Source organism: Pseudomonadota bacterium (genome assembly GCA_016719885.1).
In the GTDB taxonomy this organism is placed as follows: domain Bacteria; phylum Pseudomonadota; class Gammaproteobacteria.
In genome coordinates, this window is sequence record JADJYF010000006.1 from 302,864 (window position 1) to 328,520 (window position 25,657).

Below are 25,657 nucleotides of genomic sequence, written 5' to 3' on the forward strand. Positions count from 1 at the left end.
CTACAGAGTATTTCGGGGCGGGCAGATTGGGTTGAAAGGCGCGGCGCAAGCCGTGCCGCGCGCCGACACTCTACACGGCCGGCCCCACCGCAACAAGGCAAGTGCGGGGGCTAGGGCAGGGAGGCCAGCGCCTGCGCGAGATCGGCCACCAGGTCATCCGCGTCCTCGAGTCCGATCGACAGGCGTATCAAGCCCTCACGTATGCCCATCTCGTCCCGTTCGGCCTGGCTCACGCGCCCGTGGGTGGTGGTGGCGGGATGGGTGACGATGCTCTTGGCGTCGCCGAGGTTGGCCGTGATGGAAAAGAATTTCAGCGTATCGATGATGTGCCAGGCCGCCGCGCGGTCGGCCACCTCGAAGCTGACGATGCCGCCGAAATCCTTCTGCTGACGCCGCGCGAGTGCGTGCTGAGGGTGACCGGCGAGCCCCGGGTAATGCACGCGCGCGACCTTGTCATGCTCGTTCAACCAGGCCGCGACCCGCGCCGCGCTCTGGCTATGACGCTGCATGCGGATGGCCAAGGTTTCCAGTCCCTTCAGGAACACCCAGGCATTGAACGGGCTCATGGTCGGACCGGCGTTGCGCAGGAACGGAAAGACCTTGTCGTTGATGAGCTTTTCCGCACCGACGATGGCGCCGCCGAGGCAACGGCCCTGGCCATCGAGATACTTGGTGGCGGAATGAATGACGACATCGGCGCCGAGCTTGAGCGGCTGTTGCAGCACCGGCGTGCAGAAACAGTTGTCGACCGCGAGCAGCGCACCCTGCTGTTGCGCGAGCGTGGCCAAGGCCGCGATGTCGCACACTTCCGTGAGCGGATTCGACGGCGTCTCGGCGAACAGCATGCGCGTATTGGGCTGGAGGGCATCACGCCACGCCTCGACCGATGTCATGTCGACGAACGTGGTGCTGATGCCGAAGCGACCGAGCACGTTCTTGAACAGGTTGACGGTGGTGCCGAACACGCTGCGCGAGGCGACCACGTGATCGCCGGCCGACAGCACCGACATCGCGAGACTCAAGATGGCGCTCATGCCCGAGGCGGTCGCCACGCAGCGTTCACCGCCTTCCATCGCCGCCAGACGCTGCTCGAAAGTGCGCACCGTGGGGTTGGTGAAGCGGCTGTAGACATTGCCGTCCTCGGTGCCGGCGAAACGTGCCGCGGCCTGTGCGGCCGATTCGAAACAAAAACTCGATGACAGGAACAGCGCCTCACTCTGCTCCATCTCGGCGGTGCGCAGGCGGCCGGCATGACAGGCCAGCGTCGCCAGTCCAAGCTCGTCGTCGTAATCCACCATCTTGACCTCGACATGACTGACAGGTGGGCGCCGCGCCGCGGGCAACCCCAAGGGGCGGGCAAAAAAAAACCCGCCATGGCGCGGCCAAAGCAGGTTGTGCTTCGCTTTAGCCGCTTTTCTAACGCGCCCGCAAGCTGATTCAAATCGGCGCAGAGGGGCGCACCGTAATCAATGCCGTCGGCGGAGTCAATCGATGGACGGCGCGCCGCGCCAAATCCGCGAAGTTACACGGCCGCCGCGCAGTTGCCGGTATTGATCACGGGTTCCATGGCGCGCGCCGCGCGCAGCGGGATGTCGAGTTTCAAGCGTTCGAACTCGACGCAGGCCTGCGACAGCGCGGCGCGCGCCGCCGCGATATCGCCCTTGAGATGAAATACCTCGGCGGCGCACAGGGCATTGCAGGCCGCTTGCACCGGCGAGCCGAGACGCACGGCGAAGTCACGCGCGCATTCGAGGTAATGCTCGGCATTGGACAGGCAGGGCGGCCGCGCGCGGGCCGCGGCCCGCGCCAAGGCGCGCGCTGCCACCGCCGAGCCGAGATGTTCGCCTTCCGCACCGCGCTGCTCGACGCTGCGCCGATAGATGGCCGCGGCCTCGGCATAGCGTCCGCTGTCGGCCAGCGCCTCCACCATCCAGCCGTAGACCAGCGACAGGTAGAGGCCGATGCCCCAGCCTTCCAGCCATTCGACGGCGCGACCGAGGGCATCGACGTGCCGTGGATTGGCATCGAGCTTCCAGCGCGCATAGGCGCTCATGGCGCTCGCCATGGCGAAGATGTACGGGCCGTTGACCCTTTGCCCGACGCGTCGCGCGGCTTCCGCCGCCGCCAGCGCGTCGGCCCAGCGCTCGGTCCACATCAACACCGCGCTGTGGAAGCAACGAATCGAACCTTCTATCTGGTGATTGGAATCGCGCACCAGGGTCAGCCCGCGCGAGATCAAGGTGAGCCCGCCGTCGAAGTCGCCGAGGTCGGCGCTGATCATGCCCTTGCAGTTCAAGGTGTAGGCCGGTCCGACCGGCAAGCCGCGCGGTGAAGGCTCGGCGGACCACAGTTCCAGCGCGCCGTCCAGATGCGCGAGCGCTTCACTGTTGTCGCCGCGCGCACTGGCGCTATGGCCGAGCGCGCCGACAATCTCGGCGCACAGGTTGCCCATGTTCAGCCGTGACGCGAGCTGGTAGGCGAGCATGAGTTCGGTGCGTGCATCGTTGTGGCGGCCGAGCGTGTAGCAGAGGTAGCCGACGAAATAACGCCCGCGCGCCGCCGCTTCCTCGTCGCCAATCTCGAGGGCATAGGCCACCTGCTGCTTGAAACGCTCGACCTGGCCCGCCGCCGGACCATACATGCACACCAGCGCCCAGTGACGACACAGCGCACTGCGGCGCGCCTCGGTGGCGGGGCCCTGCTCGAGCCGGTCCAGCAGGTCGAGCGCCGCCTGGTAGTGCAGTCGCGCGCTGTCCAGCGCCGCGCGCACGCGCGCCTTGTCCGCCGCCAGCACCGCGTATTCGACCGCCTCGTCGAGGCTCTCGGCGCAACGATGGTGATACGCCAGCGCCTCGAAATATTCTTCGCGCTGCTCGGGCGCGATCTCGGTTTCGATGGCCTTGGCCGCGCGCAGGTGCAAGCCACGCCGCCGCTCGAGACCGAGCAACGAATAGATCACGTCGCGCGTGATGCCGTGTTTGAAATGGATGGGTTCGCGCGGGCCGTCGGTATACAAGAGACCGGCGTCGGCGAGCTCCGCCAGGAGCTGTTCATCGGGTGGGCTGCCCGCCAGGTTTTCCAACAGCCAGGCCGGTACCACCGTGCCGATGGTGGCGGCCAGCGACGCCACTTCCTGCGCAGCCTCGCTCAACCGATCGAAACGACTCTCGATGAGACGCGCCAACCAGTGCGGCACGCCCTCGAGCGGTTGCGCGGCCTGGCCGTCGTGTTCCAACACCAGCAGGTTACCGGCCTGGCACAGTTCCTCGATATACAGCGGCACGCCGCCGGTCTGGCGAAATATCGATTCAATGTGACCGAGGTTGGGCGCGTCCGGCAACAAGGCCTTGACCACCGCGCTCACCTCCAGCGCCTTCAATCCTTCGAGTTCGATTTTGACTTGTGGCGCGTCGATGCCGGCGCCGAGCCCGCGTTCGCGCGAAGCGATGAGCAGCATGATGCGCGCGGCGTCGGCACGCGCCTTGAGCGCGGCCACCACCTGGCCCGATGATTCATCGGCCCACTGCCAGTCATCGAGGAACAGCACCAACACCTGGCGCTCGGCGAGACTCAGCAGCATCGCCACCAGCGCCTCGACCATGGCCCGACCGCGACTCTCGTCGGCGGGCGTGGCGTCCGCATCCGCCTCGTCCAGCGACAACAGTTCGAGCAAGGTGTCGGCGTGCGCGCTGAGTGTCGGCAGGCGCGCGGCGAGGCGCGCGCTGACCTGGGTCGGGCGATCCTCGAAGGCGAGCTCGTCCACTTCCAGCAGGTCACGCAGGATCTCGAGAAACGGTTCGAGCGGCGTCGACTGGCGCAGCCCGCTGCAATGGCCGCGCAGCACACGCACGTTGGCGGCATAGGTGCGACTCAAGGCTTCTTCGGCCAGACGCGTCTTGCCGACACCGGCCATGCCGACGATGCCGGCCAGGTGCACGCCGCCTTTGACGGTGGCATCGAACAGCGTGTCGAGACTGTGCAGGGCATGCTGGCGACCGATGAACGGCGACAAGCGTCGGCGCAGGCGAGCATCGAACGGCCTGCGCACCGGGGAACGGCGCGTGACGCTGACGGTGGACACCGCGCCTATGGTCGGAATGTCGAGGTGCTCGCGCGGCCGGGTTTCGAAGAACTCGCCGACGCCCTCGAGGGAACTCGCGCTCACCACCACCTCGCCCGGCGTGGCGGCGTCGGACAGGCGCGCGGCCACGATCATGGCGTCACCGGTGACGCGGTACAGACGATTGTCGCGCGTCGCGCGGCGCACCAGCACCAAGCCGGAATGGATGCCGGAATGCAACATCAGCGAGCCCATGCCGCCCAACGCGCCGCTGTCGGACAACTGCTGCACAGTGCGATGCAGTTCGAGCGCGGCGTCGACCGCGTCGCGCACGTCGAACTCGCCATGGCCGGGCAGGCCGAACAGCGCCACCACGCCGTCGCCGCGCACTTCGTTGACGATGCCGCGGTGCTTGCTGACGATGCGATGCGCGACCTGCTCGAGCATGTCGCTCATGCGGTCCACCGCTTCCAGGTCGCCGCGCATGCGCGCCACCAACTCGGAATAACCGCTCAGGTCCAGAAACAACACGGTCGCGTGACGGAACTGGCCGTCCGCCGTCGACTGCTGTGCCCGCTGCGCTTCGTTCATCGCCCCACCGTTGACCCCACTGCCCGCGCACGGCGTGCACGAGCCCAAGGCTCGCGGCGCGCCAGACCAGGTTCAGGGCATGCTAACGCTATTCGCCGGGCAGCGCAGCGCGGGCGATGCTCAGCGTTTGAGCATCACCACCCGGGGGTCGGCCGTGACCGCGAGTTCACCGGCGCGCAGCAGTGCCGCGGCAACCCCCAGCATGGCGCCCATCGCCATGCCGTAGCCCGGGCAGGCATGGGGCGCGTACAGCGGGTGTTGGCGCTGACGCGTGCCGCCGAACATGAGGTAGTGCGGATCGTCATAGGCCTCGAGCGCTGGGTCGCGCATCGCCGAGGCGAGGCCCACCACCACCGGGCATCCCACGCCGTCCCGCGCCGACAGGGGATTGGCCGGCGCGGTGCGGCGCCACACCGCGTAGGGCGCGGGTGCCAGCGCCATGGCGTCGAGCAAGGGCTGGCGCAGCACCTGGTTGGCGAGGTCGAAGGTCGCGCGTGGATAATCGGCGCCGGCCGGCACCGCCAGGCGCTGCTGCAAGCGGCCGAGCTCACGCGTCGTGCTCCAGTTCACCAGCACCGCGGCCAGTGAGCCGATGGTCGGCGCCGGGAAACCCAGCATCACGCCCGCCACCAGCGCCGCCTGGCGACGTGCATCGCCGGGCGCCAGTTGCATGATGTCCCGCACCAGCGGTTTCTGACTGGCCATCGGGCGCGCCACCAACGCGGCGAAGGCGGCCTTGACGCGCGCGCCCAGCAGCCGCGCGCGGCTCGCGACCGGCTCCTCGAGCGGATGCGGGCCGAACACGTAACGCGAGATCGCCATGAGGTCGCCCGGACAATGGGCCTTGCCGTCGTCGCTATCGAGGTCGCGCAAGTCATCGGCGCGTCCGCCGTAGCGCATGAGTTCACCATCGGGCAGACCGAACCACGCGCTGCACAGGCTCGCCATCACGTAGCGCGCGAGTTCGATCAAATCAACGCTCGCGCCTTCGCGGCGCGGCAGTACCTCGTTGGCGGCATACAGCCGATCGAGATAGGCCAGCGCGTTGTCGCGCGCCAGTTGGTAGGCGATGCGCTCGTCGCCGAGATGCTTTTCGACCGCGTCATTGACCGCCTGGCCGAGTTCGGCATGACCGGCATAGGGCCCGACATCGTCCTGACCGAGAAAGAAGGTGCCGACAGTTTCCGCCATGCGCGGACCATAGCCGGCCGCCGAATAGTGCTGGCCGTCGTCCTTCAGCACCATCATGACCTTCTCGGCCGAACCGACCAGCAAGCCATAGGCGCCCTCGTGACGCAGGCCACCGGCATCACGCACCGCGGCCCAGTGCAAGGCGCGCACCGTTTCGTCTTCATACTTGAGACGGCCCGCCATCTTTTCGATGTCCAGCGGGCAGGCCTTGCCGAGCGTCGCGCGCGGCGCTGAAGCCGGCGTCGCGTGACGCGCGGCCTCTTCGTCCCACAACGTGGCTATGGCACGCAGCGCGGCGCGCGAGGGCGCGAAAGCATACAGGCCCCACTCCAGCGTGACCAGCGCCGTATCGCCGAGATCGACGCGCAACACTTCACCCTCGTGCATGAAACGATAGACGCGCGAGCGGCCGGGCGCCGGCACGCCGAGCAAGGGATCGTGTTGCGACGACGGCAGGCCGGTGCTGCTGCCGCCGGCCACCCAGTTCTGGATCACTTCGAACTGTTCGGCGATGCTGGCGTTGTAGGCCATGAACAGCAGGCCGTGCGGCTCATCGCCTTCACCGGCGGCGGGTCGCGGCCCGTAGGACATGCCGCGACGCGCGATGCGGGGCGGCGGCGTCATCAGCGGCGGCACCGCCTCGCGCGGATTGGTGCGGCGGACATGCGACTGCAACGGACAGTGTTCGCCGTGCACGTCGTCGCGGTAGTTGAAGTCGTTGTCGTGCTGACCGCTTTGCGTGGTGAGCGGCTTGCCGTTCGCATGGCGGCCCATCAGTTTGGCCATCAACATCTCGTGCAAGCGCGCGCGTGCGGCCTTGTCGCCCTTGGGCAGCAGGCTTTTCACCGCCAGCTTGAGGCGCGCCTCGAACAGTTCGGTGTGTTGGCGCAGCTTGCGCACCACGAGAAAGCTGCCGTTATCCAGCACGGCATCACCGCCATGCGGCGCATCGCCGCGATTGTTGGCGTATCCCAAAAGGATTTCACCGGGCTCGACCTTGTCGCGCCAGTACTGTGCGTCCGCCTGTTCGGCCTCGAGGCTGGGCTGGCTCACCCCGTCAACATAGCCGAAATGATCTCGCCCCAGCGCTTCGCCGGCACGCCGCGGATGATGACGCATGGCTTCGACGCTCAAGACCTCGACGCCGTTGTCGCGCGCTGCGTCGATGGCGCGGATGCGGGCCTCGAGCGCCGCCGCGAGCCGATGCGCGGTGCGCGCCACCTCGTCTTCGCTGAGCGCCACGCGCAACTGCAGCACCAGGTCGATGCTGTTGATGTCTAGCGGCGGCGCGCCGCGATGCTCGCCGCTGGCCTGCATCGCGCTCGGCCAGTTGCGCTGCGGACGGCGCCAGTGATCCGGATGATTGCCATGCAGGTCGCCGAGCACACCGGCGCGCGCCGCCATGCCGTCGATGAATTCGCGCGGCAAGCCCGCCAGCCACGCGCGCGGCGCGCCGAGTTGTTTCATGCCATCGCAGGTGATGGCGATGGTCTGGTAGATCTCGCCTTCGCCGAGCACCTCGACACCATTGCTGAAGCCTTCGTGCGACAGCCAGCGCCGCGCCAGCGCGGCGTCGCTCACGCGCAGCAACACCAGTGCGCCGTGGGAGACATCGGCCGGAAACGGCCGCGCGATACCGGCTTGCAGCGCCTCGAGGCTGAAACGCGGCGCGACCTTGCCGGCCGATTCAGCGGCGGGCGGCGGCGCCAGCGCCAGCCACGCCATGTCCGCTTCGAACATCTGGCGCAGCACCTGCCATGCCGGCGTGTCCGACAGTTGGCCAGGCTCGAGACACCAGCGGCGCACGTCGGAAAACAAGTCCTGGGCAAAACGCCGCAGCACATGTTCCTGGTTGAACGGCTTGCGTGCCGAGCCGGTCATCGCTCTCGGGAAAATATTCGCGCAGTCCCGCCACCGCGTGCAGCGCGCGCAGGCCGATGTCGGCGGCGCGCGCGCTGCGCTCGGGGTTGGCTTCGCGCGGCGCTTCGGCCAGCCGCGCGGCCCGCGCGTCGAAATCGTCGGCGTGGCCGTGGTCGAGTACGAGATCGGTCAGGTGCTTGTGGAAATGGCTGTCAGCGGCGGTGGCGCCGGAGTCGGCGAAGAAAAAGCGCCCGACCACTTCGTGATCACGCACCCACGCGATGTAGTCGGCAAAGCTCGTCAGGCGCGCCAGCGGATAGTCGTCGCAGTGGCAGAAGATCAAGTCGAGCATCGAACCCATGGGCTTCCAGATGAAGCGCATGTAGGGCTCCCAGCCGCCGTCGACCGTGACGTTGAGCAAGAGCTGCGGGCGGCTGTCGGCATCGTTGGCCGGCAGGATGGCGAAGCGGAAGAAATGCACGGTGCGAAAGCGCGCCACCGAGTCGGGAAACGGACTCGCCTCCAGCGCCGCTTCACGGCTCGCCTGGCGAATGCCGTTCAGCACTTTCAACACCCGCCGCAGGCGGTCGACGTAAGTGAAGGTATTGAGAGCGCCCGGCACCGCGCCCTGCTTGATGCGCGCCACCACCGTGAGATCGGTCACGCCCTGCAGTTCGGTGCTGCGATAGTCCAATTCCATGCTTCGTCTCCCGTGTCCGCGGGTGCGAGGGGATCCGCACCGACGGGGGAGAATATACATTTGAGCGCGACGGCTGAGAGCGCCACGCGCAATTGTGTGCATATGCCACGCGCCGTCGGCGCGCGGCGCTCAGGCGTCGATGGAGACGTTGCCGGCGTTGTTGAACAGGTCGCGCAGCGAATCCTCGTCACGCGCGCGTTCGGCCTTGGCTTCGTCGGCGCGCGCGCTGCCGACCTGGCGCAGGTAGACATCGCTCACGTCGCCGGTTACGTAGTGACCGCTGAAGCAGGATTGTTCGAACTCGGTGATGCGCCGGTTGCCGCGCCGGGCCGCATCCACCAGCGCATCGAGATCCTGGAAGATGAGGCCGTCGGCGCCGATCAGACGGCACACCTCTTCCTCGGTGCGGTTGTGGGCGATCAGTTCCTCGGCGGTCGGCATGTCGATGCCATAGACATTCGGATAGCGCACCGGCGGCGCGGCCGAAGCGAAATAGACCTTGCGCGCGCCGGCGTCGCGCGCCATCTGGATGATCTGGCCGGACGTGGTGCCACGTACGATGGAGTCATCCACCAGCAGCACGTTCTTGCCTTCGAATTCGAGATCGATGGCGTTCAGCTTCTGGCGCACGGATTTTCGCCGCAGGGCCTGGCCCGGCATGATGAAGGTGCGCGGGATGTAGCGGTTCTTGATGAAGCCTTCGCGGTAATTGACGCCGAGGGTATGGGCCAGCTCCAGCGCCGCGGTGCGCGCGGTGTCGGGAATGGGGATCACGACATCGATGTCATGCCCCGACCATTCGCGCTTGATCTTCTCGGCCAGCGCTTCGCCCATGCGCATGCGCGCCTTGTGCACCGAAATGCCGTCGATGATGGAATCGGGCCGCGCGAAATACACATGCTCGAAAATGCACGGCGCGTAATGCGTGACCTTGGCGCACTGCTGGGTGGCGAGCTCGCCGGCCTTGCTGATGAACACCACTTCGCCGGGCGCGACGTCGCGCACCAGCTCGAAGCCCAGCGTGTCGATGGCGACCGATTCCGAGGCGACCATGTATTCGCGGCCCTGCTCGGTGTCACGATGGCCATAGACCAGCGGACGGATGCCGTAGGGGTCGCGGAACGCGACGATGCCGACGCCGCTGATCATGGCCACCACCGCGTAGCCGCCCGAGCAGCGTTCATGCACGCGCGCGACGGCGCGAAACACGTCGTCGGCGTTGATGCGGAACTTGTGCAGGCTCTGCAGTTCGTGGGCGAACACGTTGAGCAGCACTTCGGAATCGGATTCGGTGTTGATGTGACGCAGATCGTCTTCGAACAATTCCTGCTTGAGCTGCGCGGCGTTGGTCAGGTTGCCGTTGTGCGCGAGCGCGATGCCGTAGGGCGAATTGACGTAGAACGGTTGCGCCTCGGCGGTGGACGACACGCCGGCAGTCGGATAGCGCACATGACCGATGCCCATGCGACCGCGCAGGTTGACCATGTGACGGGTGTGGAACACGTCGCGCACCAGGCCATTGGACTTGCGCAGGTACAGGCGGCCGTCTTCGTAGGTGGCGATGCCGGCGGCGTCCTGGCCACGGTGCTGGAGCACGGTCAGGCCGTCGTACAACTGTTGATTGACGGCGGTCTTGGTGACCATGCCGATGATTCCGCACATGCTAGGTACCGCGCTTGGAATAACTGAAGTGTTTGCCGAACTCGGGCGGCAGTTGACCGATGGCGAGTTGCGCAGCGGACTGGAAGCCGACCAGCATGCGCGACTGCGACCACGACGGATCGCCCGGCAAGGGCGTGAGACCGGCCAACACCACCAGCACCGTGACGATGGCGGCGCCGCGCAGGATGCCGAACAAGGCGCCGAGCAGCCTGTCGGGGCCGGACAGGCCGGTGCTCGCAAGCAGCCGCCCGACGATGAAATTGATGATGCCGAACACCAGCAGCACGCCGATCAGGATGGCGAGAAAGGACAGCACCATGCGCGCGAACTCGATGGCGAGATAGGGTTCCATCATGACCGACACGCGGTGCCAGAACGCCATCGCCGCCCAGAACGCCACCACCCACGCGATGAGCGACATCACTTCGCGCACGAAGCCACGGAACAGGCTCAGCACCGCCGACAGCACGATGATGGAGATAATGGTGATGTCCGCCCAGTTCATGCCTGGCAGGCCTGGCGAGCCCGCAGGTGGATAAGCGCGAAGTCTAGCAGACCACCCCTGGCGGGGGCAGCGATGGCGTGGGTGTCAGCGCGATGGCACGAGCATGCCGCGGGCTTCGAACTGGGCCTCGATGCGCTGACGCAGGCGCTCGGCCTCGGCCTTGCCCGGGGTCGGACCGACCCGCACTTTGAACACCGTCACGCCCTGTTCGAGACGGGGCTCGGTATAGGCCTTGTAGCCGGCGGCCTTGAGCTTGTCGACCAGCTTCTTGGCGTTCAGATCGCTGGAGAAGCTGCCGAGTTGCACGGTCCAGGCGCCGACCGTCGGCACCGCGGGTTTGCTCGCGAGCGGCGCTTTGGCTTCGGCGCTCCTGGTCTCGACGGCCTTGCTTTCGGTGGGCTTGGGCGTCGCCTTGGGCTCGACCGGTTTGCTGACCGGCTTGCTCTCGGCGCGGCTGTCGCTGGCCTCGGGCTTGCTCTCGGCGCTCTTCGTCACCGGCTTCGGCGCCGGCGGCTTGCTGACGGCCTTGCTCTCCACGGCCTTCACCGGCGCCTTGGGCGCCGGCTCGCTGACGGGAGCGACGGGCATAGGCGGCGCTTCGAGCGCCGGCGGCGTCTCGCTGCGCGGCGCGGGCGGCTGCATGCGTGGCGCGAGCATTTCCGTCGCGCCATCCGCGGCCGGCACGGCGGCGTCGGACTCGACGGCCGCGCCCTCCTCCAGGGTTTCGATCACGGCCGGTGCTTCGCCGCTGGCCGACGGCATCGCGAGCGGCGCGGGCTCGGCGTTGCTGCCCTCGCCGCTTTGCACGCGCGAAGGCGGCAGTTCGACATCCTCGTCGGCCTGCGCTTCCATCTCGGCCACCGCGTCCTCGCCCAGCGCCGGCGCGCGCTGCGAGACGTCTTCGGTGGGCGCCGGCGGAATGTTCATGGACGGCGGCACCGGCGATTCCACGCCGCCGTTGTCGAGAAAGATCGGAATGAAGATCACGCCGAGCGCGACCAGCAGGCCGGCGCCCACCACGCGCTGTTTGAGTTGACGGTCCATCATGACAGGCTCGGTCGCGCCGCGAGTTGTTCGAGCATTGCGCCGACGGTCAGGAACGAGCCCAGCACCAGCACCCGCGCGCCGGGCTCGGCGCTGGCGAGTATCGCGGCATGGGCCGCCGCGACATTGTGGTGGCAATGGATCTCGGCGCGCGGCGCGAGTTCGCGCAGGCAGGTCGCGAGATCCTCGGCACGTGCGCCGGTAGTCCCGCCCAAGGTCGCGAAATGCCAGTGCTGCACATGGGGCAGCAGCGGCGCGAGGAAGCCGCGATGATTCTTGGTGTTCAACATGCCGATCAGCGCGTGGGTGTGCGGCACGCGCGGCAGACGCGCGAGGGTGGCGGTAAAGATCTCGGCCGCCTGCGGGTTGTGGGCGACGTCGATGACGTAATCGAGCGTGCGCGTGACACGATGAAAACGTCCCGGCAAGGCGACCGTGCGCAGCCCGTCGGCAATCTGCGCGACGTCGACCGGCAGGCGCGGCTGCAGGCTGTCGATGACTTTCAGCACGCCGGCCGCGTTGCGCAATTGGTGCGCGCCGCTCAAGGCCGGATAGGGCAAATGCTCGAGCACCGTCTCACCCGACCACCAGGTCCAGTCCGCGCCGTCGTCTTCGAACGAGAAATCGACGCCCAGGATCGCCGGCAGCGCGCCGCAATGCGCGGCGTGATCGAGCAGGGTGTGCGGCAAGTCGTTGTCGGAACACACCGCCACGCGTCCCTTGCGCATGATGCCGGCCTTCTCGGTCGCAATCTGTTCGCGCGAGTTGCCGAGCCAGTCCTCGTGATCGAGACCGATGGCGGCGATCAGGGCGACATCGGCGTCGACGATGTTGACCGCGTCGAGACGACCGCCGAGTCCGACTTCGAGCACCACCACGTCGAGACCAGCCTCGGCGAATATGCACAGCGCGGCCAGCGTGCCGAACTCGAAATAGGTCAGCGCCACCGACTGGCGCGCCGCCTCGATGCGGGCGAAGGCAGCGCTGATGCGCGCGTCGTCGACCGCCACGCCGTCGATGCGGATGCGCTCGTTGTAACGCAACAAATGCGGCGAGGTGTAGGCGCCGACCCGGTAGCCGGCGCCGCGCCAGATGTTGGACAGCAGAGCCACGCTGGAGCCCTTGCCGTTGGTGCCGGCCACCGTCACCACCACCGGCGCGGGGCGCGACAGTTCGAGACGGGCCGCGACTTCGATGCAACGTTCGAGGCCGAGATCGATGTGCTCTCCGCGCGCCGCTTCCAGCCACGCCAGCCACTCGGCGAGTGGCGCGGTCGCGGCCGGCGTCATGGCGGACAGAACGTCGCTCCCGCGCGCAACCATCAGGCGCGGGCAGGCGCCGGCGCCGGCGTGCGTTCAGCGCTGGGCGCGGGTGGGGCGGGCGGCGGCTGATGGGTCATGATGGCGAGCATCGAGGCGATGGTATGACGCATCTCGCGACGGTCGACGATGACATCGACGGTGCCATGCTCGAGCAGGAATTCGCTGCGCTGAAAGCCTTCCGGCAACACCTGTCGCACGGTCTGCTCGATGACACGCGGGCCGGCGAAGCCGATGAGGGCATTGGGCTCGGCGATGATCACGTCGCCGAGCATGGCGAGACTGGCCGACACGCCGCCGGTGGTCGGGTCGGTCAGCACCACGATGTACGGCAGGTGCGCTTCGCGCATTTCGGCGATGGCGGCCGAGGTCTTGGCCATCTGCATGAGCGAAGTCAGGGCTTCCTGCATGCGTGCGCCGCCGCTGGCGGTGAAGCACACGTAGGGCAGGCGCGCATCGAGACAGCGGCGCACGCCGCGCACGAACTTCTCGCCGACCACCGAGCCCATCGAGCCGGCCATGAACTGGAAGTCGAAACATGCCGCCACCAGGGCGATGCCCTCGACACGCCCTTCCATCACCACCAGCGCATCGCTCTCGCCGGTTTCCTTTTGCGCGGCGGTGAGGCGGTCCTTGTAGCGCTTGCTGTCCTTGAACTTGAGAAAGTCCAACGGCGCGACGCCGGTTGCCAGCTCCTTGGGGCCGTCGTTGTCCAGGAAGCGCATGAGGCGACGCCGCGCGGTCAGGCGCAGGTGATGATCGCACTTCACGCACACATCGAAATTGCGTTCGAGTTCGGCGCGATACAGCACCGCCTTGCATTCCGGGCAGCTGGTCCACAGGCCCTCGGGAATGGAGCGCTTGACCGTGCCCTCGGTGCGGATGCTGGCCGGCAGCAGGCGCTTGAACCAGCTCAGTTTGCCGTCGCCGCTCATGCCGCGTGCGCCTTGCCGTCGATGGCGTCACGCAGGCTGCGCACGAAGATCTCGAGAGCGCTGGCGGCGGCGTCGATGTGCTTGCCATGCTGTTCGATGATTTCGACCAGGGCGCTGCCGACGATGATGGCATCGGCGCTGGCGGCGGACGCCGCCGCCGACTGCGGCGTGCGTATGCCGAAGCCGATGCCGACCGGCAGGCTGGCCAGGCGCCGCGTTTCGGCGATGCGCGCATTGATCAGCTCGACGTCGACGGCCTTGTCGCCGGTCACGCCCTTCACCGCCACGAAGTACACGAAGCCCGAGGCGTAGTTGCAGATCATCTTCACGCGCTCGCTGCTGGTGTTGGGCGCCACCAGGAACACCTGGTCGACGCCAGCGGCCTTGACCACGCGGTTGAAATCTTGCGCTTCCTCGGGCGGCAGGTCGACCACCAGCACACCATCGACGCCGGCGCTGTGGGCGCGCTCGGCGAAGCTCGCCGCGCCGACGTGTTCGAAGGGATTGAGATAGCCCATCAACACCACCGGCGTGGTTTGATCCTGCTCGCGAAACTTCGCCACGCAACGATAGACATCGTCGAGCGAGGTGCCCGCCGCCAGCGCCCGTTCACTGGCGCGCTGGATGACCGGGCCATCGGCCATCGGATCGGAAAACGGCACGCCGAGTTCGATGATGTCGGCGCCGCCTCGCACCAGCGCGTGCATCAGCGCCGGCGTGGCATTGGGCTCGGGATCACCGGCGCTGATGAAGGTCACCAGGCCTTTGCCGCGACGCGCGGCCAGACGTTCGAAACAGGCACTGATACGGCTCATGTCTTTCCTCGTGCGCAGCGCGCTTACAGCGTGATGCCGTCGATGGTGGCGACGGTATGCATGTCCTTGTCGCCACGACCGGACAGGTTGACCACGATGAATTGATCGCGCTTCATGTCGCGCGCCAGCTTGGCGGCATGGGCCAGCGCGTGACTCGATTCGAGCGCCGGAATGATGCCCTCGGTACGCGTCAGGTGGCGGAACGCGGCCAGCGCTTCGGTATCGGTGATGGTCTCATATTGCGCGCGGCCGCTGTCCTTCAGCCACGCATGCTCGGGACCGACGCCGGGATAATCGAGGCCGGCGGAAATCGAATGGGTCTCTTCGATCTGGCCGCACTCGTCCTGCATGAGGTAGGTGCGATTGCCGTGCAGCACGCCGGGACTGCCAGCCGACAGCGGCGCGGAATGGCGACCGGTGGCGACGCCATCGCCGCCTGCTTCGACGCCGATGAGCTTCACGTCCTTGTCGTTGATGAACGGGTAGAAGAGCCCGATGGCGTTCGAGCCGCCGCCGACGCAGGCCACCAGCGCATCGGGCAGACGGCCTTCGCGCTCGAGCGACTGCGCCCGCGTTTCGCGGCCGATGATGGCCTGGAAATCACGCACCATCGCCGGGTAGGGATGCGGGCCCGCCACCGTGCCGATGATGTAGAAGGTATCGTCGACATTGCTCACCCAGTCGCGCATCGCCTCGTTCAAGGCGTCCTTCAGGGTGCGCGAGCCGGACGACACGCCGACCACTTCGGCGCCCAGCATCTTCATGCGAAACACGTTCATGGACTGGCGCTTGATGTCATCGACGCCCATGTACACGCAGCAGCGCATGCCGAGGCGCGCGGCGATGGTGGCGGTGGCCACGCCATGCTGGCCGGCGCCGGTTTCGGCGATCACGCGCATCTTGCCCATGCGCTTGGCGAGCAGCGCCTGGCCGACGGTGTTGTTCACCTTGTGCGCGCCGGTGTGATTGAGATCCTCGCGCTTCAGATAGATGCGCGCGCCGCCCAGTTCTTCCGACCAGCGCCGCGCGTAATACAGCGGCGACGGACGACCGACGTAATGGGTGAGATCGTCGTCGAGCTCGGCGAGAAACTCCGCATCGCCGAGATAGCGGTGATAGGCGGCCTCGAGTTCGGCCAAGGGTTCCATCAGGGTTTCGGCGACGAAGCGCCCGCCATAGGGACCGAAATGCCCGCGCGCATCGGGCAAGGAGGTTTCGTGGCCGATACCGGCCAGCGCGGTGAGATCAGGTTTCGCATTCACAGCGCTGCACCTCGGCAATGAACAATCGCATCTTGTCGTGATCCTTGATTCCCTTGGCGGCTTCTATGCCGCCGCTGACGTCGACCGCGTAGGGCGCGGTGCTGCGTATCGCCGCGCCGACATTGTCCGGCGTCAGGCCACCCGCCAATATGATCGGGCGTCGATGCTGCTGCGGCAGCAGGCGCCAGTCAAACGCCTTGCCGCTGCCGCCGTACAGCTTCTCGTCGAAAGTATCGAACAGCCACGCACTCGCCGCGGCGAAGCGCAGGCATTCGCCTGCGATATCCAGCTCCGGCCGCACTCGTATGGCCTTGATCCATGGTCGCGGCGTCTGGGCGCATTGTTCGGGCGTCTCGTCGCCATGGTATTGCACGACATCCAGGCCGACCGCGCGACAGGTGCTTTCAATCTCGCCCGCCGCCGCGTTGACGAACAGCCCGACCTTGGTCACGAATGGCGGCAGTTCGCATGCGATGTCGCGTGCCTGGGCGACGCTCACGCAGCGCGGACTCGGCGCATGGAACACGAAGCCCAGGGCATCGGCGCCGAGCGTCACCGCCGCCAGCGCGTCTTCGGCACGGGTGATGCCGCAAAACTTGATTCTGACGGACATGGGCGCGGTGTACGGACTCAAAAACGGCGAATCGCGGGATTATCCCATCTCAATACGCCGACAGGTAGCCGCGCGGTTCAATCGAAGGCGGGACCGTCGTAACAGGCGAGCACCGAACACTGCGTGGGCGGCGGCGGCAGACCGTAGTGCGGCGCATAACGCACGCCGGTCAGGTACAGGCCATCGGGCGGCGCGGTCATGCCGGCCAGGCGTCGATCCCGTGCCGCCAATACCTCTGCCACCCATTCCGGCGGCTGGCGGCCGCGTCCGACCTCGAGCAAGGTGCCGACGAAGTTGCGCACCATGTGTTGCAGGAAGGCATTGGCTTCGACACGGAACACGATACAGGGCGGCATCGCCAGCACCTCCAGCCGGTGCAGGGTGCGTACCGGGTGTTTGGCCTGGCAGCCCTGCGCGCGGAACGCGCTGAAATCGTGTTCGCCCAAAAGGTGACGGGCGGCGGCGGCCATCGCCGTCACGTCGAGCTCACGACACTCCCAACTCACCTTGCCGCGCCACAGCGCCGGCCGCGTGCGGCGGTTGCTGAGTATGTAGTCGTAGCTGCGCGCGTGCGCTGAAAAGCGGGCGTGAAAATCGTCGGGCACCGGCAAGGCCCACAGCACGCCGACATCAGCCGGCAGGTTGGCGTTGGCGCCGAGGATCCACGAGCGTGCGTTGCGTACCGCGTGGGTGTCGAAATGGATGACCTGGTAGGTGGCATGCACGCCGGTGTCGGTACGACCCGCGCAATGCACCGTGACAGGGTGGGCGGCGACCTGGCCGAGCGCCGCTTCGACCACCGGCTGGACGGCGCGGATGCCGGCGGCCTGGGTCTGCCAGCCGCAGAATTCCGTTCCGTCGTACTCGATGCCAAGGGCGATGCGCATGGCCGTCACGGGAAACCCTGCGCTCCGGCACGCCGCCGGAGCGCCGACTCAGGGCTTGAGACGACCGAGCAGGGTCCTGGCTTCGGCCTGCTGCGCCGGCGTGCCTTCGACCGCCACTTCGTCGAGGATGGAGCGCGCGCCGTCGGAGTCACCGAGTTCGATGTAGGCCTTGGCCAGGTTGAGCTTGGTGTCGGCCTCGTCAGCCGCGCTTTGCCGCTCGATGGTGTGATCGACCGGCATGACGATGGTTTGCGAAGCGCCGAGGTCGACCGGGTCGTCGCTCTCGATGTCCAGCGAATCGAGTGACAAGGTCTCCAGGTGACTGTTGTCACCCGGCTTGCCGAGCGCTTCGTCCAGTTCCAGCGTGAGTTCGTCCAGCGCTCCGTCGTTGTCGCCCCCGGACGCCAGGTTGAGGCCGGCACCGCGCAGCGCGGTCGCACTCGCCATGTCGACGGTCTCGTCGCCAGCGATGGAATCAATTTCAGCGGTGCCATCGAGATCGAAATCCAGGTCGCCGTCGAGCGACAAATCATCGTCGCCGTCCAGGGCGATGGCATCGAGTTCATCGCCCTTCAGCGACAACTCCCCATCGAGTCTGGAACTCGCGCCCATGGTGATCTCGAGATCGCCGCCCTCGCCTTCCGCTTCGCTGATGTCGAAGGCATTGTTCAATTCGTCGGCGCCCGCGGCGATGTCGAAATCGAGCTCCGAACTGCCGCCGCCGGCGGTCAGGTCGAGGTCGAGGCCGCTGGCCTTGGCAGCCGACGGCAATTCCATTTCGACCGTCGGATGGTCTTCGATGTCGAGACCGCCGATGTCGAATTCGAGGTCGTCGTTGCCGGCGCCCGCCGCCAGGTTGCCGCCCGTGATATCGAGGATGTCGTCTTCGTCGATGTCGTCCTTGGTGAAGACCGGCGCGACCGTATCGCTGATATCGAAAGTCGAAGCCTCGGGCGCCGCCGGCGCGGCTTCGAGTTCGGCGTCGAGATCGAAATCCAGCGCACCCGCATCCGGCTCGGCGTCCACCGCCTGAACGTTCGACGCCACGCCCGAAGACGTGACGTTCAAAAGATCGAGGTCGTCGACCATCGACACGTCGCCGGTCTTGGTCACGTCGAGCAGATCGCTGCCGCCACCGCTCAAGTCGAGGAAATCACTGTCGCTGGCCGTGTCGGCCGCACCGCCGGTGATGTCGAGCAGGTCGCCGCCGACGTCTCCGCCGGTGATGTCGAGCAGCTCGTTGCCTTCGCCCGCGCCTTCGGTGATGTCGAAAACGCCGCTCGCGCCGATGTCGAACTGGGCTTCGTCCTGACCGCCGGTCAGGTCGAGCATGCTGCCCATGTCACCGGTCTCGGCGAGTTCGGACGTCGCCGTGAGATCGACGAACTCGCCGTCGGCGCTGCCGCCGTCTTCGGCTGTCAAATCGAGCACGTTGTTGGTGCCGGTGTCGGTCGCTTCACCGACCAGGTCGAAATCCACCGCGCCCTCGTGGCCGCCCGGTGCATGGGTGAGCGTTGCCTCGGTGGCATCGGCATCGCTGCCGGTGATGTCGACGAAGGCGCTGGAGGCCGGCAACAGGGTCGCCGCCAATGCGCCGCCTTCGGCGAACAGGGCGCGCTCGGGAGACATTTCGGCCCACATCGCCAATGCGCTTTCCCACAAGGGATGGTTGTCGCCGACCGCATCGTGGAGTTCGCGCGCGGCGTTTTCATAGGCCACGCGGTCGTTGGACGAGTAATACACCTCGAGCAGTCGCAGCTTGTACTCGTGGCGATTCGGATACTGCGCAATGACGCGCTTGACCAGCTCTTCGGCCTGGTCGAAACGCTCGTAGGCGAGATAGACGTTCACTTCCTCCAGCGGGTCGCTCTCGGGCGCGCCCGGCTGCACGGTGGCGTCGCTCGCGGCATCCACGACCGTGGCATTGGGATCGAAGGCCGGCAGGCTCGGCGTGGTGGCCAGCGGGTCGAAATTGGTCGGCGTTTCGGTACGGTCGTCCGCCGCCGCCTGGGTCGAGGCCTGGGTGACGTCTTCGCTACCCACCGCGGGAGTGGTGCTCAAGGGCACGGCCACCGACTCGGCCGCTTCGCCGCGCCCTTTCAACACCGTGCGTGCAATGACCGCACCGATACCAATGAGGGCCAGCAGCGCGAGACCGATCACGCCCAGCGCACCGCCCGGCACCATCTCGGCGATGGCGGGCGGCACCAGGCTGGCCGGGAAACCGGGCGCGTTCGGCGCGCTTGCCGGCAGGTCGATTTCGGGTTCTTTCTCGGCGCTCGCCGCCGCCGGCTCGGCAGGCTTGGCGGCTTCCGGTTCCGCGGCGGATTTACCGCCGTCGACATCGATTTCGGGCTCGGCCTCGGGCGCCGCGGGCGTTTCGGTGGCCGCCGTGGCGGCCGGGGTTTCGCTGGCAGCCGGGGTTTCGGCCGGCGTCTCGGGTACGACTTCGGTGGTGGCGGCCGGCGTTTCGGCCGCGGGCTTTTGCTCTTCGGCGGGCGCGGCGCCGGTGGCGGTGCCTTCGGCCGGCTTGCCCAGTTCGCCCGGCTTGACGCCGAGCTCGGCCAGACGCGCCTGCAGCGCGGCCAGCTCCTGGTCCTTGATGTTCACCTGCCGCTGCAGGATGTTGATGATTTCTTCCGCTTCCGACAGGCGGTCCTTCAGATCGCCCGCCTGCTGCGTGGTCGAATCGAGCGCCTCGTCCTGCACGAGCTTGGCGTCGCCCGCGGCGGTGCCGGTGGCGCCGGGTTTGCCGGCTTTGCCATCGGCCGCGCCGGCGGCGCTGCCGCCCGGCGCCACCAGTTCGAGCTTGGCCGCGGAATCGCCGGCCGCGGCAGCGGCGGGTTCGCTGGGCTCAGGCGCGGGCGCGACAGCCGCGGCGGCGGCCGGCGTGCCCAGCGGCTGGGCGGCGGGCGCTGCGCCCGCGTGCTGCCGGTACTCCTCCCACAGCTGGTGCTGGTGACGGATCTCGGCGGCCGCTTCCTTGGCCGACACCGAGCGGATGGCGGCGTCGTCCGGCACGTGAAGAACGGCGCCACGGCGCAGCATGTTGACGTTGCCGTTGCGGAACGCTTCGGGGTTCTGGCGCAGGATGGCCAGCATCATCTGCTGGATGGAAACCGAATCGTCGGTGCGGGCGCTGCGCGCCAACGACCACAGGGTGTCGCCGGCACCGACCGGGCCGAGTTCGCCGCTCGCGGCGGCGCGCGGAGCGGGCGCCGCGGAGGCAGGGGCTGCGGCACGCGCGACAGGTGCCGCGGAGCCGCTCGGCGGCGCGACCGGCGCGGTGGTCGGCCTCACCGGCGCCGGCATGGCCGCGGCGCGCGGCGCGGCAGCGGCCGGTGCCGCCATGCGGCGATTGGGATCATAGAGCGGCGGGTCCAGCAGCACGGTGTACTCGCGCAGCAGGCGGCCGTTGGCCCAGTTGAGTTCGAGCAGGAAATTCAGGAACGGCTCGCGTATCGCGTCTTTCGACGTGACGGCGATGTAGTCCTTGCCATCCTGCGTGTCGGAGACCGAAAACTTGAGTTGGAACAGAGCCGCTGCGCGCTCTATGCCGGCACGATGGAATTGTTCCTCGCCCGCCAGCCCGACGGTCAAGGCATCGAAGTCCTCGGCCTTGGCGCCGAGCACTTCGATGCGTCCTTTGAACGGTTCGTTGAGGGCCGAAGTGGCCTCCAAAGGTCCCAGGCCCAGCGCAAAAGCCACACGGCTCGCCAGAGCGCACAGCAAGAAGGCGACGGCTCGATTCCGTAGCATGGACGTCATTCCTTAGTCGGTTTCCCCACGATGGAAAAAGCACCCGCGTGGCGGCATGCGCACAGCGCCGTATGCCCTACTCACCCGGCAGCATGTCCCAAAGCTTCTAAGATTCTTTATAAATCGTGAGTAACTATAGCTTACAAATGACTTTTTACCAACATCTCCGCGATCTGGATGCTGTTCAGGGCGGCGCCCTTTCGAACATTGTCCGAGACCACCCACAGGTTGATACCCCGCGGATGGGAGATGTCCTCGCGAATTCGCCCGACAAACACCGGATCCTGGTTGGCCGCCTCGGTCACGGCAGTCGGGTAGCCGCCGTTCTCGTGCCGGTCGATGACCGTCACGCCGGGCGCCTTTTCGAGCAGGGCGCGGACTTCGGCGGCACTGATCTTGGCGCGGGTTTCGATGTGCACGGCCTCTGAGTGCCCGTAGAACACCGGCACGCGCACCGCGGTCGGATTCACCTGGATGCTGTCGTCACCCATGATCTTGCGGGTCTCCCACACCATCTTCATTTCTTCCTTGGTGTAGCCGTTGTCCATGAACACGTCGATGTGCGGCAACACGTTGAAAGCGATCTGCTTCGGATAGACCTCGGCCTCGATGGGCTTGGCATTGAGTAGCGCCGCGGTCTGGTTGGCGAGTTCGGTGATGGCCTCCTTGCCGGTGCCCGACACTGCCTGGTAGGTACAGACGTTGATGCGCTCGATGCCCACCGCGTCATGGATCGGTTTCAAAGCCACCAACATTTGAATGGTCGAGCAATTCGGGTTGGCGATGATGTTGCGGTTCTTGTACTGGGCGAGCGCGCCCGGGTTGACCTCCGGCACGATCAGCGGGATGTCGTCGTCGTAGCGGAACTGCGAGGTGTTGTCGATCACCACGCAGCCGGCCGCTCCTGCACGCGGCGCGTGGATCGCGGACACCGAGGCGCCCGGCGAGAACAGGCCGATTTGCACCTTGCTGAAATCGAACGTATCCAGATCCTGGACCACCAGCATGCGGTCGCCGAAGGCGACGCGCGAACCGGCGGAGCGCGCGCTGGCCACGGCATGGACTTCACCGACCGGGAAATTGCGCTGGTGCAGGATCGCCAGCATGGTTTCGCCGACGGCGCCGGTGGCGCCGACGACCGCGACGTCGTACTTCTTGCTCATGTTTGCTGTCCGTTAATCCTGTTGCACGCTATTGCAGGGCGGCGATGACCGCCGCGCCCATTTCCCGGGTGCCGACCGTGCGGCAGCCGGCAGTGGCGATATCGGCCGTGCGCAGCCCCTGCTCCAGCACGCGCGATACCGCGGCCTCGACCTTGTCGGCGAGCGCCGCCTCGTTGAGGGTGTAGCGCATCATCATGCTCGCCGACAGGATGGTGGCGAGCGGATTGGCGACATTCTTGCCGGCGATGTCCGGCGCCGAGCCATGGATCGGCTCGTACATGCCCTTGTTCTGCGCGTTCAAGGACGCCGAGGGCAACATGCCGATAGAGCCGGTCAGCATCGAGGCGAGATCCGAGAGGATGTCGCCGAACATGTTGTCGGTGACCAGCACGTCGAACTGCTTGGGCGCGCGCACCAGTTGCATGGCGGCGTTGTCGACATACATGTGCGAGACCTCGACGTCGGGATATTCGCTCGACATGTTTTGCACGATTTCACGCCACAGTTCGGTGACTTCCAGCACATTGGCCTTGTCCACCGAACACAGTTTGCGATTGCGCTGACGCGCCACTTCGAAGCCACGCCGCGCGATGCGCGAGATCTCGTCCTCGGTGTAGGCCAGGGTGTTATAGCCTCGGCGTTTGCCGTCGGCGCTGGTCTCGATGCCGCGCGGCTGACCGAAATAAATGCCGCTGGTCAATTCGCGAATGATCATGATGTCGAGGCCCGACACCACTTCAGGCTTCAAGGTCGACGCGTCGGCCAACGCCGGGAACAGCACCGCCGGGCGCAGATTGCAGAACAGGTCGAGTTCCGAGCGCAGCTTCAACAGACCACGCTCCGGGCGGATGGCACGCTCGACCTTGTCCCACTTGGGCCCGCCCACGGCGCCGAGCAGAATGGCATCGGCAGCGCGCGCACGGTCAAGCGTCACATCGGGCAGCGCGGTGCCATGGGCATCGATCGCGCAGCCACCCATCAATGCATGTTCGGTCTCGCAGTTGAAACCGAAGCGGCTGCGCAGGGCGTTGATGACGTCCTCGGCCGCGCCGACGATTTCAGGACCGATGCCGTCCCCCGCGATGAGGAGAATCTTGTGCGTCATAGCTCTGTTCCGAGGCGAAAAAAGGCCGCAAGGATACAGCAAGAGCGGAGCGCCTTGAACCACGCCAAATGCCGCGCACCTTTCCGGTTATACTCCGCCGCTCCACGGCAGCCAGCCCCTAGCCCATGAACTTAGGATTGCTCGAACTCAAGCCCTATCCTTTCGAACAGCTCGCCGCGATCCGGGCCCGGGTTGCACCGCCCGCCGGGCTGCCCTTGATCAACCTCTCGATCGGTGAGCCCCAGCATCCGACGCCGCCGCGCGTGCATCAAGCCCTCATCGCCCATCTGGATGGCACCGCACGCTACCCGGCGACGCGCGGCATCGTGGAACTGCGCCAGGCGATCGTGGCGTGGGCCAATCGCCGCTTTCATCTCGCCGACGGTCTGCTCGACGCCGAGCGCCACGTGCTGCCGGTCAATGGCACGCGCGAAGCCCTGTTCGCCATCGCCCAATGCGTGGTCGCGGCCGCGAGCGAACGCAACCTGGTGGTGATGCCGAATCCCTTCTACCAGATCTACGAAGGCGCGGCGCTGCTGGCGGGCGGCACGCCCTATTTCCTGCACTGCCCGGCCGATCTCGATTTCCGACCCGACTGGGACGCGGTACCGGACAGCGTCTGGCAACGCACCGCGCTTGTCTACGTGTGCTCGCCCGGCAACCCGTCTGGCGCCATCCTCACCAGCGACGACTACGCACGCCTGACCGCGTTGGCCGACAGGCACGGGTTCGTGATCGTCGCGGACGAGTGCTACAGCGAACTCTATTACGACGAGCGGCAGCCGCCGCTCGGCCTGCTCGAATGGTGCGCCGCCCATGGCCGCGCGGACTTCCGCCAGTGCCTGGTGATGCACAGCCTGTCCAAGCGTTCCAACGCACCGGGCCTGCGCTCGGGATTCGTGGCCGGCGACGCTGCCATCATTGAGCCGTTCTATCGCTATCGCACCTACCAGGGCGGCGCCATGCCGGTGCATGTCCAGCACGCCAGCATCGCAGCCTGGAGCGATGAAGAGCACGTCGTCACCAATCGCGCCTTGTACCGCCGCAAATTCGACGCGGTGGTGCCGCTATTGGCCGAGGTCGCCAAGCTCACGCAGCCGGCGGCCGGCTTCTACCTGTGGCCGGAGCTCGCCACCGACGATCTCCTCGCCTGCGAACGACTGCTGGGCGAAGCTGGCGTGCTGGTGCTGCCGGGCAGCTTCCTGGCCCGCGACAGTCAACACGGCAATCCCGGCAAACACCGTCTGCGCATCGCGCTGGTGGCCGACCAGGACGAATGCGTCCAGGCCGCGCGGCGCATGCAACCCGTACTTCGCCAACTGCAAGGACTCTAAAGCCATGAGTGATCTGGCCACCATCATCAATGACGCCTTCGAGCGTCGCGCCGATATCGATGCCAAGAACGCCAGCGCCGAGCTGCGCGACGCCATCGCCAGCACCCTGGCGGCGCTCGACGCCGGCACGCTGCGCGTGGCCGAACCCACCGACAGCGGCTGGAAGGTCAATGAATGGGCCAAGAAAGCCGTGCTGCTGTCGTTCAAGCTGGCCGGCAACGAAGTCATGCCGAGCGGCGCGACCAATTACTTCGACAAGGTGCCGCTGAAATTCGCCGGCATGGAACAGGCTGAATTCGAGAAGATCGGCGCGCGCGTGGTGCCGCCGGCGGTGGCGCGGCGCGGCTGCTTCATCGCGCCGGGCGTGATCCTCATGCCGAGCTACGTCAACATCGGCGCCTACGTCGACAGCGGCACCATGGTCGACACCTGGGCGACCGTCGGCTCCTGCGCGCAGATCGGCAAGAACGTGCACCTGTCAGGGGGCGTCGGTATCGGCGGCGTGCTGGAACCGGTGCAGGCCTCACCGACCATCATCGAGGACAACTGCTTCATCGGCGCGCGTTCGGAGATCGTGGAAGGTGTGATCGTGGGCGCGGGCTCGGTGATCTCGATGGGCGTCTACATCGGCCAAAGCACCAAGATCTACGATCGCGAAACGCGCACCGTCAGCTACGGTTACGTACCGCCGGGATCGGTGGTGGTGTCAGGCAACCTGCCGGCGGAAGACGGCAGTCATAGCCTCTACTGCGCGGTGATCGTAAAGAAGGTGGATGCCAAGACCCGCGCCAAGACCGGCATCAACGAACTGCTGCGGGTCTGAGCCCGCAGCGCTTCGAAGTCGCGGTCTGA

Annotated in this window: 17 protein-coding genes; 2 read left to right on the forward strand and 15 right to left on the reverse strand. The window is 66.8% G+C overall.

All coding sequences use genetic code 11. The annotated features are described in order from the left end of the window. Window positions 1-110 precede the first annotated feature (110 nt). The 15 genes from IPM80_08885 to leuB form a co-directional block, all read right to left on the reverse strand. Window positions 111-1,298: an O-succinylhomoserine sulfhydrylase gene (locus IPM80_08885; protein ID MBK8958540.1), complete on the reverse strand. Its 1,188-nt coding sequence runs from the start codon at window positions 1,296-1,298 to the stop codon at window positions 111-113. 224 nt (window positions 1,299-1,522) lie between these two features. After that, a complete protein-coding gene (locus tag IPM80_08890; GenBank protein MBK8958541.1) occupies window positions 1,523-4,651 on the reverse strand; it encodes an AAA family ATPase in 3,129 nt (1,042 codons plus the stop codon). A gap of 120 nt (window positions 4,652-4,771) precedes the next feature. Continuing rightward, a complete protein-coding gene (locus IPM80_08895) occupies window positions 4,772-7,723 on the reverse strand; it encodes a Dyp-type peroxidase (protein ID MBK8958542.1) in 2,952 nt (983 codons plus the stop codon). Between the two features lie 808 nt (window positions 7,724-8,531). Continuing rightward, window positions 8,532-10,064 carry an amidophosphoribosyltransferase gene (gene purF / locus IPM80_08900; GenBank protein ID MBK8958543.1) on the reverse strand — a complete coding sequence of 511 codons (1,533 nt, stop codon included), beginning with the start codon at window positions 10,062-10,064 and terminating at the stop codon, window positions 8,532-8,534. A gap of 1 nt (window position 10,065) precedes the next feature. After that, window positions 10,066-10,569 carry a CvpA family protein gene (locus tag IPM80_08905; protein MBK8958544.1) on the reverse strand — a complete coding sequence of 168 codons (504 nt, stop codon included), beginning with the start codon at window positions 10,567-10,569 and terminating at the stop codon, window positions 10,066-10,068. A gap of 84 nt (window positions 10,570-10,653) precedes the next feature. Further along, a complete protein-coding gene (locus tag IPM80_08910; GenBank protein MBK8958545.1) occupies window positions 10,654-11,616 on the reverse strand; it encodes an SPOR domain-containing protein in 963 nt (320 codons plus the stop codon). Next, the gene (gene folC / locus IPM80_08915; GenBank protein MBK8958546.1) at window positions 11,613-12,902 is read right to left on the reverse strand and encodes a bifunctional tetrahydrofolate synthase/dihydrofolate synthase; all 1,290 of its coding nucleotides are present in this window, start codon (window positions 12,900-12,902) and stop codon (window positions 11,613-11,615) included. The genes IPM80_08910 and folC overlap by 4 nt, the downstream gene beginning before the upstream one ends. Window positions 12,903-12,934: 32 nt before the next feature. Continuing rightward, entirely contained in the window at window positions 12,935-13,849 is a 915-nt protein-coding gene (locus tag IPM80_08920) for an acetyl-CoA carboxylase carboxyltransferase subunit beta (protein MBK8958547.1), read from the reverse strand. A 14-nt stretch (window positions 13,850-13,863) separates the two neighbouring features. Next, a complete protein-coding gene (locus tag IPM80_08925) occupies window positions 13,864-14,682 on the reverse strand; it encodes a tryptophan synthase subunit alpha (protein ID MBK8958548.1) in 819 nt (272 codons plus the stop codon). 23 nt (window positions 14,683-14,705) lie between these two features. After that, window positions 14,706-15,908 (reverse strand): tryptophan synthase subunit beta, encoded by a 1,203-nt coding sequence (trpB, locus tag IPM80_08930; protein MBK8958549.1) that lies wholly within the window; start codon window positions 15,906-15,908, stop codon window positions 14,706-14,708. 19 nt (window positions 15,909-15,927) lie between these two features. Beyond that, window positions 15,928-16,557, reverse strand: coding sequence for a phosphoribosylanthranilate isomerase (locus tag IPM80_08935; protein MBK8958550.1), 630 nt, complete (start codon window positions 16,555-16,557; stop codon window positions 15,928-15,930). Window positions 16,558-16,634: 77 nt separating this feature from the next. Further along, window positions 16,635-17,444: a tRNA pseudouridine(38-40) synthase TruA gene (truA, locus tag IPM80_08940; GenBank protein ID MBK8958551.1), complete on the reverse strand. Its 810-nt coding sequence runs from the start codon at window positions 17,442-17,444 to the stop codon at window positions 16,635-16,637. Between the two features lie 48 nt (window positions 17,445-17,492). After that, window positions 17,493-21,152: a hypothetical protein gene (locus IPM80_08945; GenBank protein MBK8958552.1), complete on the reverse strand. Its 3,660-nt coding sequence runs from the start codon at window positions 21,150-21,152 to the stop codon at window positions 17,493-17,495. 191 nt (window positions 21,153-21,343) lie between these two features. Continuing rightward, a complete protein-coding gene (locus IPM80_08950) occupies window positions 21,344-22,366 on the reverse strand; it encodes an aspartate-semialdehyde dehydrogenase (GenBank protein ID MBK8958553.1) in 1,023 nt (340 codons plus the stop codon). 28 nt (window positions 22,367-22,394) lie between these two features. Continuing rightward, entirely contained in the window at window positions 22,395-23,471 is a 1,077-nt protein-coding gene (leuB, locus tag IPM80_08955; GenBank protein ID MBK8958554.1) for a 3-isopropylmalate dehydrogenase, read from the reverse strand. Between the two features lie 125 nt (window positions 23,472-23,596). Here leuB and dapC point away from each other — a divergent pair, with 125 nt between their 5' ends. Next, window positions 23,597-24,805 (forward strand): succinyldiaminopimelate transaminase, encoded by a 1,209-nt coding sequence (dapC, locus tag IPM80_08960; GenBank protein MBK8958555.1) that lies wholly within the window; start codon window positions 23,597-23,599, stop codon window positions 24,803-24,805. Between the two features lie 4 nt (window positions 24,806-24,809). Next, on the forward strand, window positions 24,810-25,628 hold the full coding sequence (dapD, locus tag IPM80_08965) for a 2,3,4,5-tetrahydropyridine-2,6-dicarboxylate N-succinyltransferase (protein ID MBK8958556.1): 819 nt from the start codon (window positions 24,810-24,812) through the stop codon (window positions 25,626-25,628). Window positions 25,629-25,657 lie beyond the last annotated feature (29 nt).

Coding starts and splice junctions, on each gene's coding strand:
- IPM80_08885 (MBK8958540.1), bottom strand. CDS start 1,298: ATGGTGGATTACGACGACGAGCTTGGACTGGCGACGCTGGCCTGTCAT.
- IPM80_08890 (MBK8958541.1), bottom strand. CDS start 4,651: ATGAACGAAGCGCAGCGGGCACAGCAGTCGACGGCGGACGGCCAGTTC.
- IPM80_08895 (MBK8958542.1), bottom strand. CDS start 7,723: ATGACCGGCTCGGCACGCAAGCCGTTCAACCAGGAACATGTGCTGCGG.
- purF (MBK8958543.1), bottom strand. CDS start 10,064: ATGTGCGGAATCATCGGCATGGTCACCAAGACCGCCGTCAATCAACAG.
- IPM80_08905 (MBK8958544.1), bottom strand. CDS start 10,569: ATGAACTGGGCGGACATCACCATTATCTCCATCATCGTGCTGTCGGCG.
- IPM80_08910 (MBK8958545.1), bottom strand. CDS start 11,616: ATGATGGACCGTCAACTCAAACAGCGCGTGGTGGGCGCCGGCCTGCTG.
- folC (MBK8958546.1), bottom strand. CDS start 12,902: ATGACGCCGGCCGCGACCGCGCCACTCGCCGAGTGGCTGGCGTGGCTG.
- IPM80_08925 (MBK8958548.1), bottom strand. CDS start 14,682: ATGAGCCGTATCAGTGCCTGTTTCGAACGTCTGGCCGCGCGTCGCGGC.
- IPM80_08935 (MBK8958550.1), bottom strand. CDS start 16,557: ATGTCCGTCAGAATCAAGTTTTGCGGCATCACCCGTGCCGAAGACGCG.
- truA (MBK8958551.1), bottom strand. CDS start 17,444: ATGCGCATCGCCCTTGGCATCGAGTACGACGGAACGGAATTCTGCGGC.
- IPM80_08950 (MBK8958553.1), bottom strand. CDS start 22,366: ATGAGCAAGAAGTACGACGTCGCGGTCGTCGGCGCCACCGGCGCCGTC.
- leuB (MBK8958554.1), bottom strand. CDS start 23,471: ATGACGCACAAGATTCTCCTCATCGCGGGGGACGGCATCGGTCCTGAA.
- dapC (MBK8958555.1), top strand. CDS start 23,597: ATGAACTTAGGATTGCTCGAACTCAAGCCCTATCCTTTCGAACAGCTC.
- dapD (MBK8958556.1), top strand. CDS start 24,810: ATGAGTGATCTGGCCACCATCATCAATGACGCCTTCGAGCGTCGCGCC.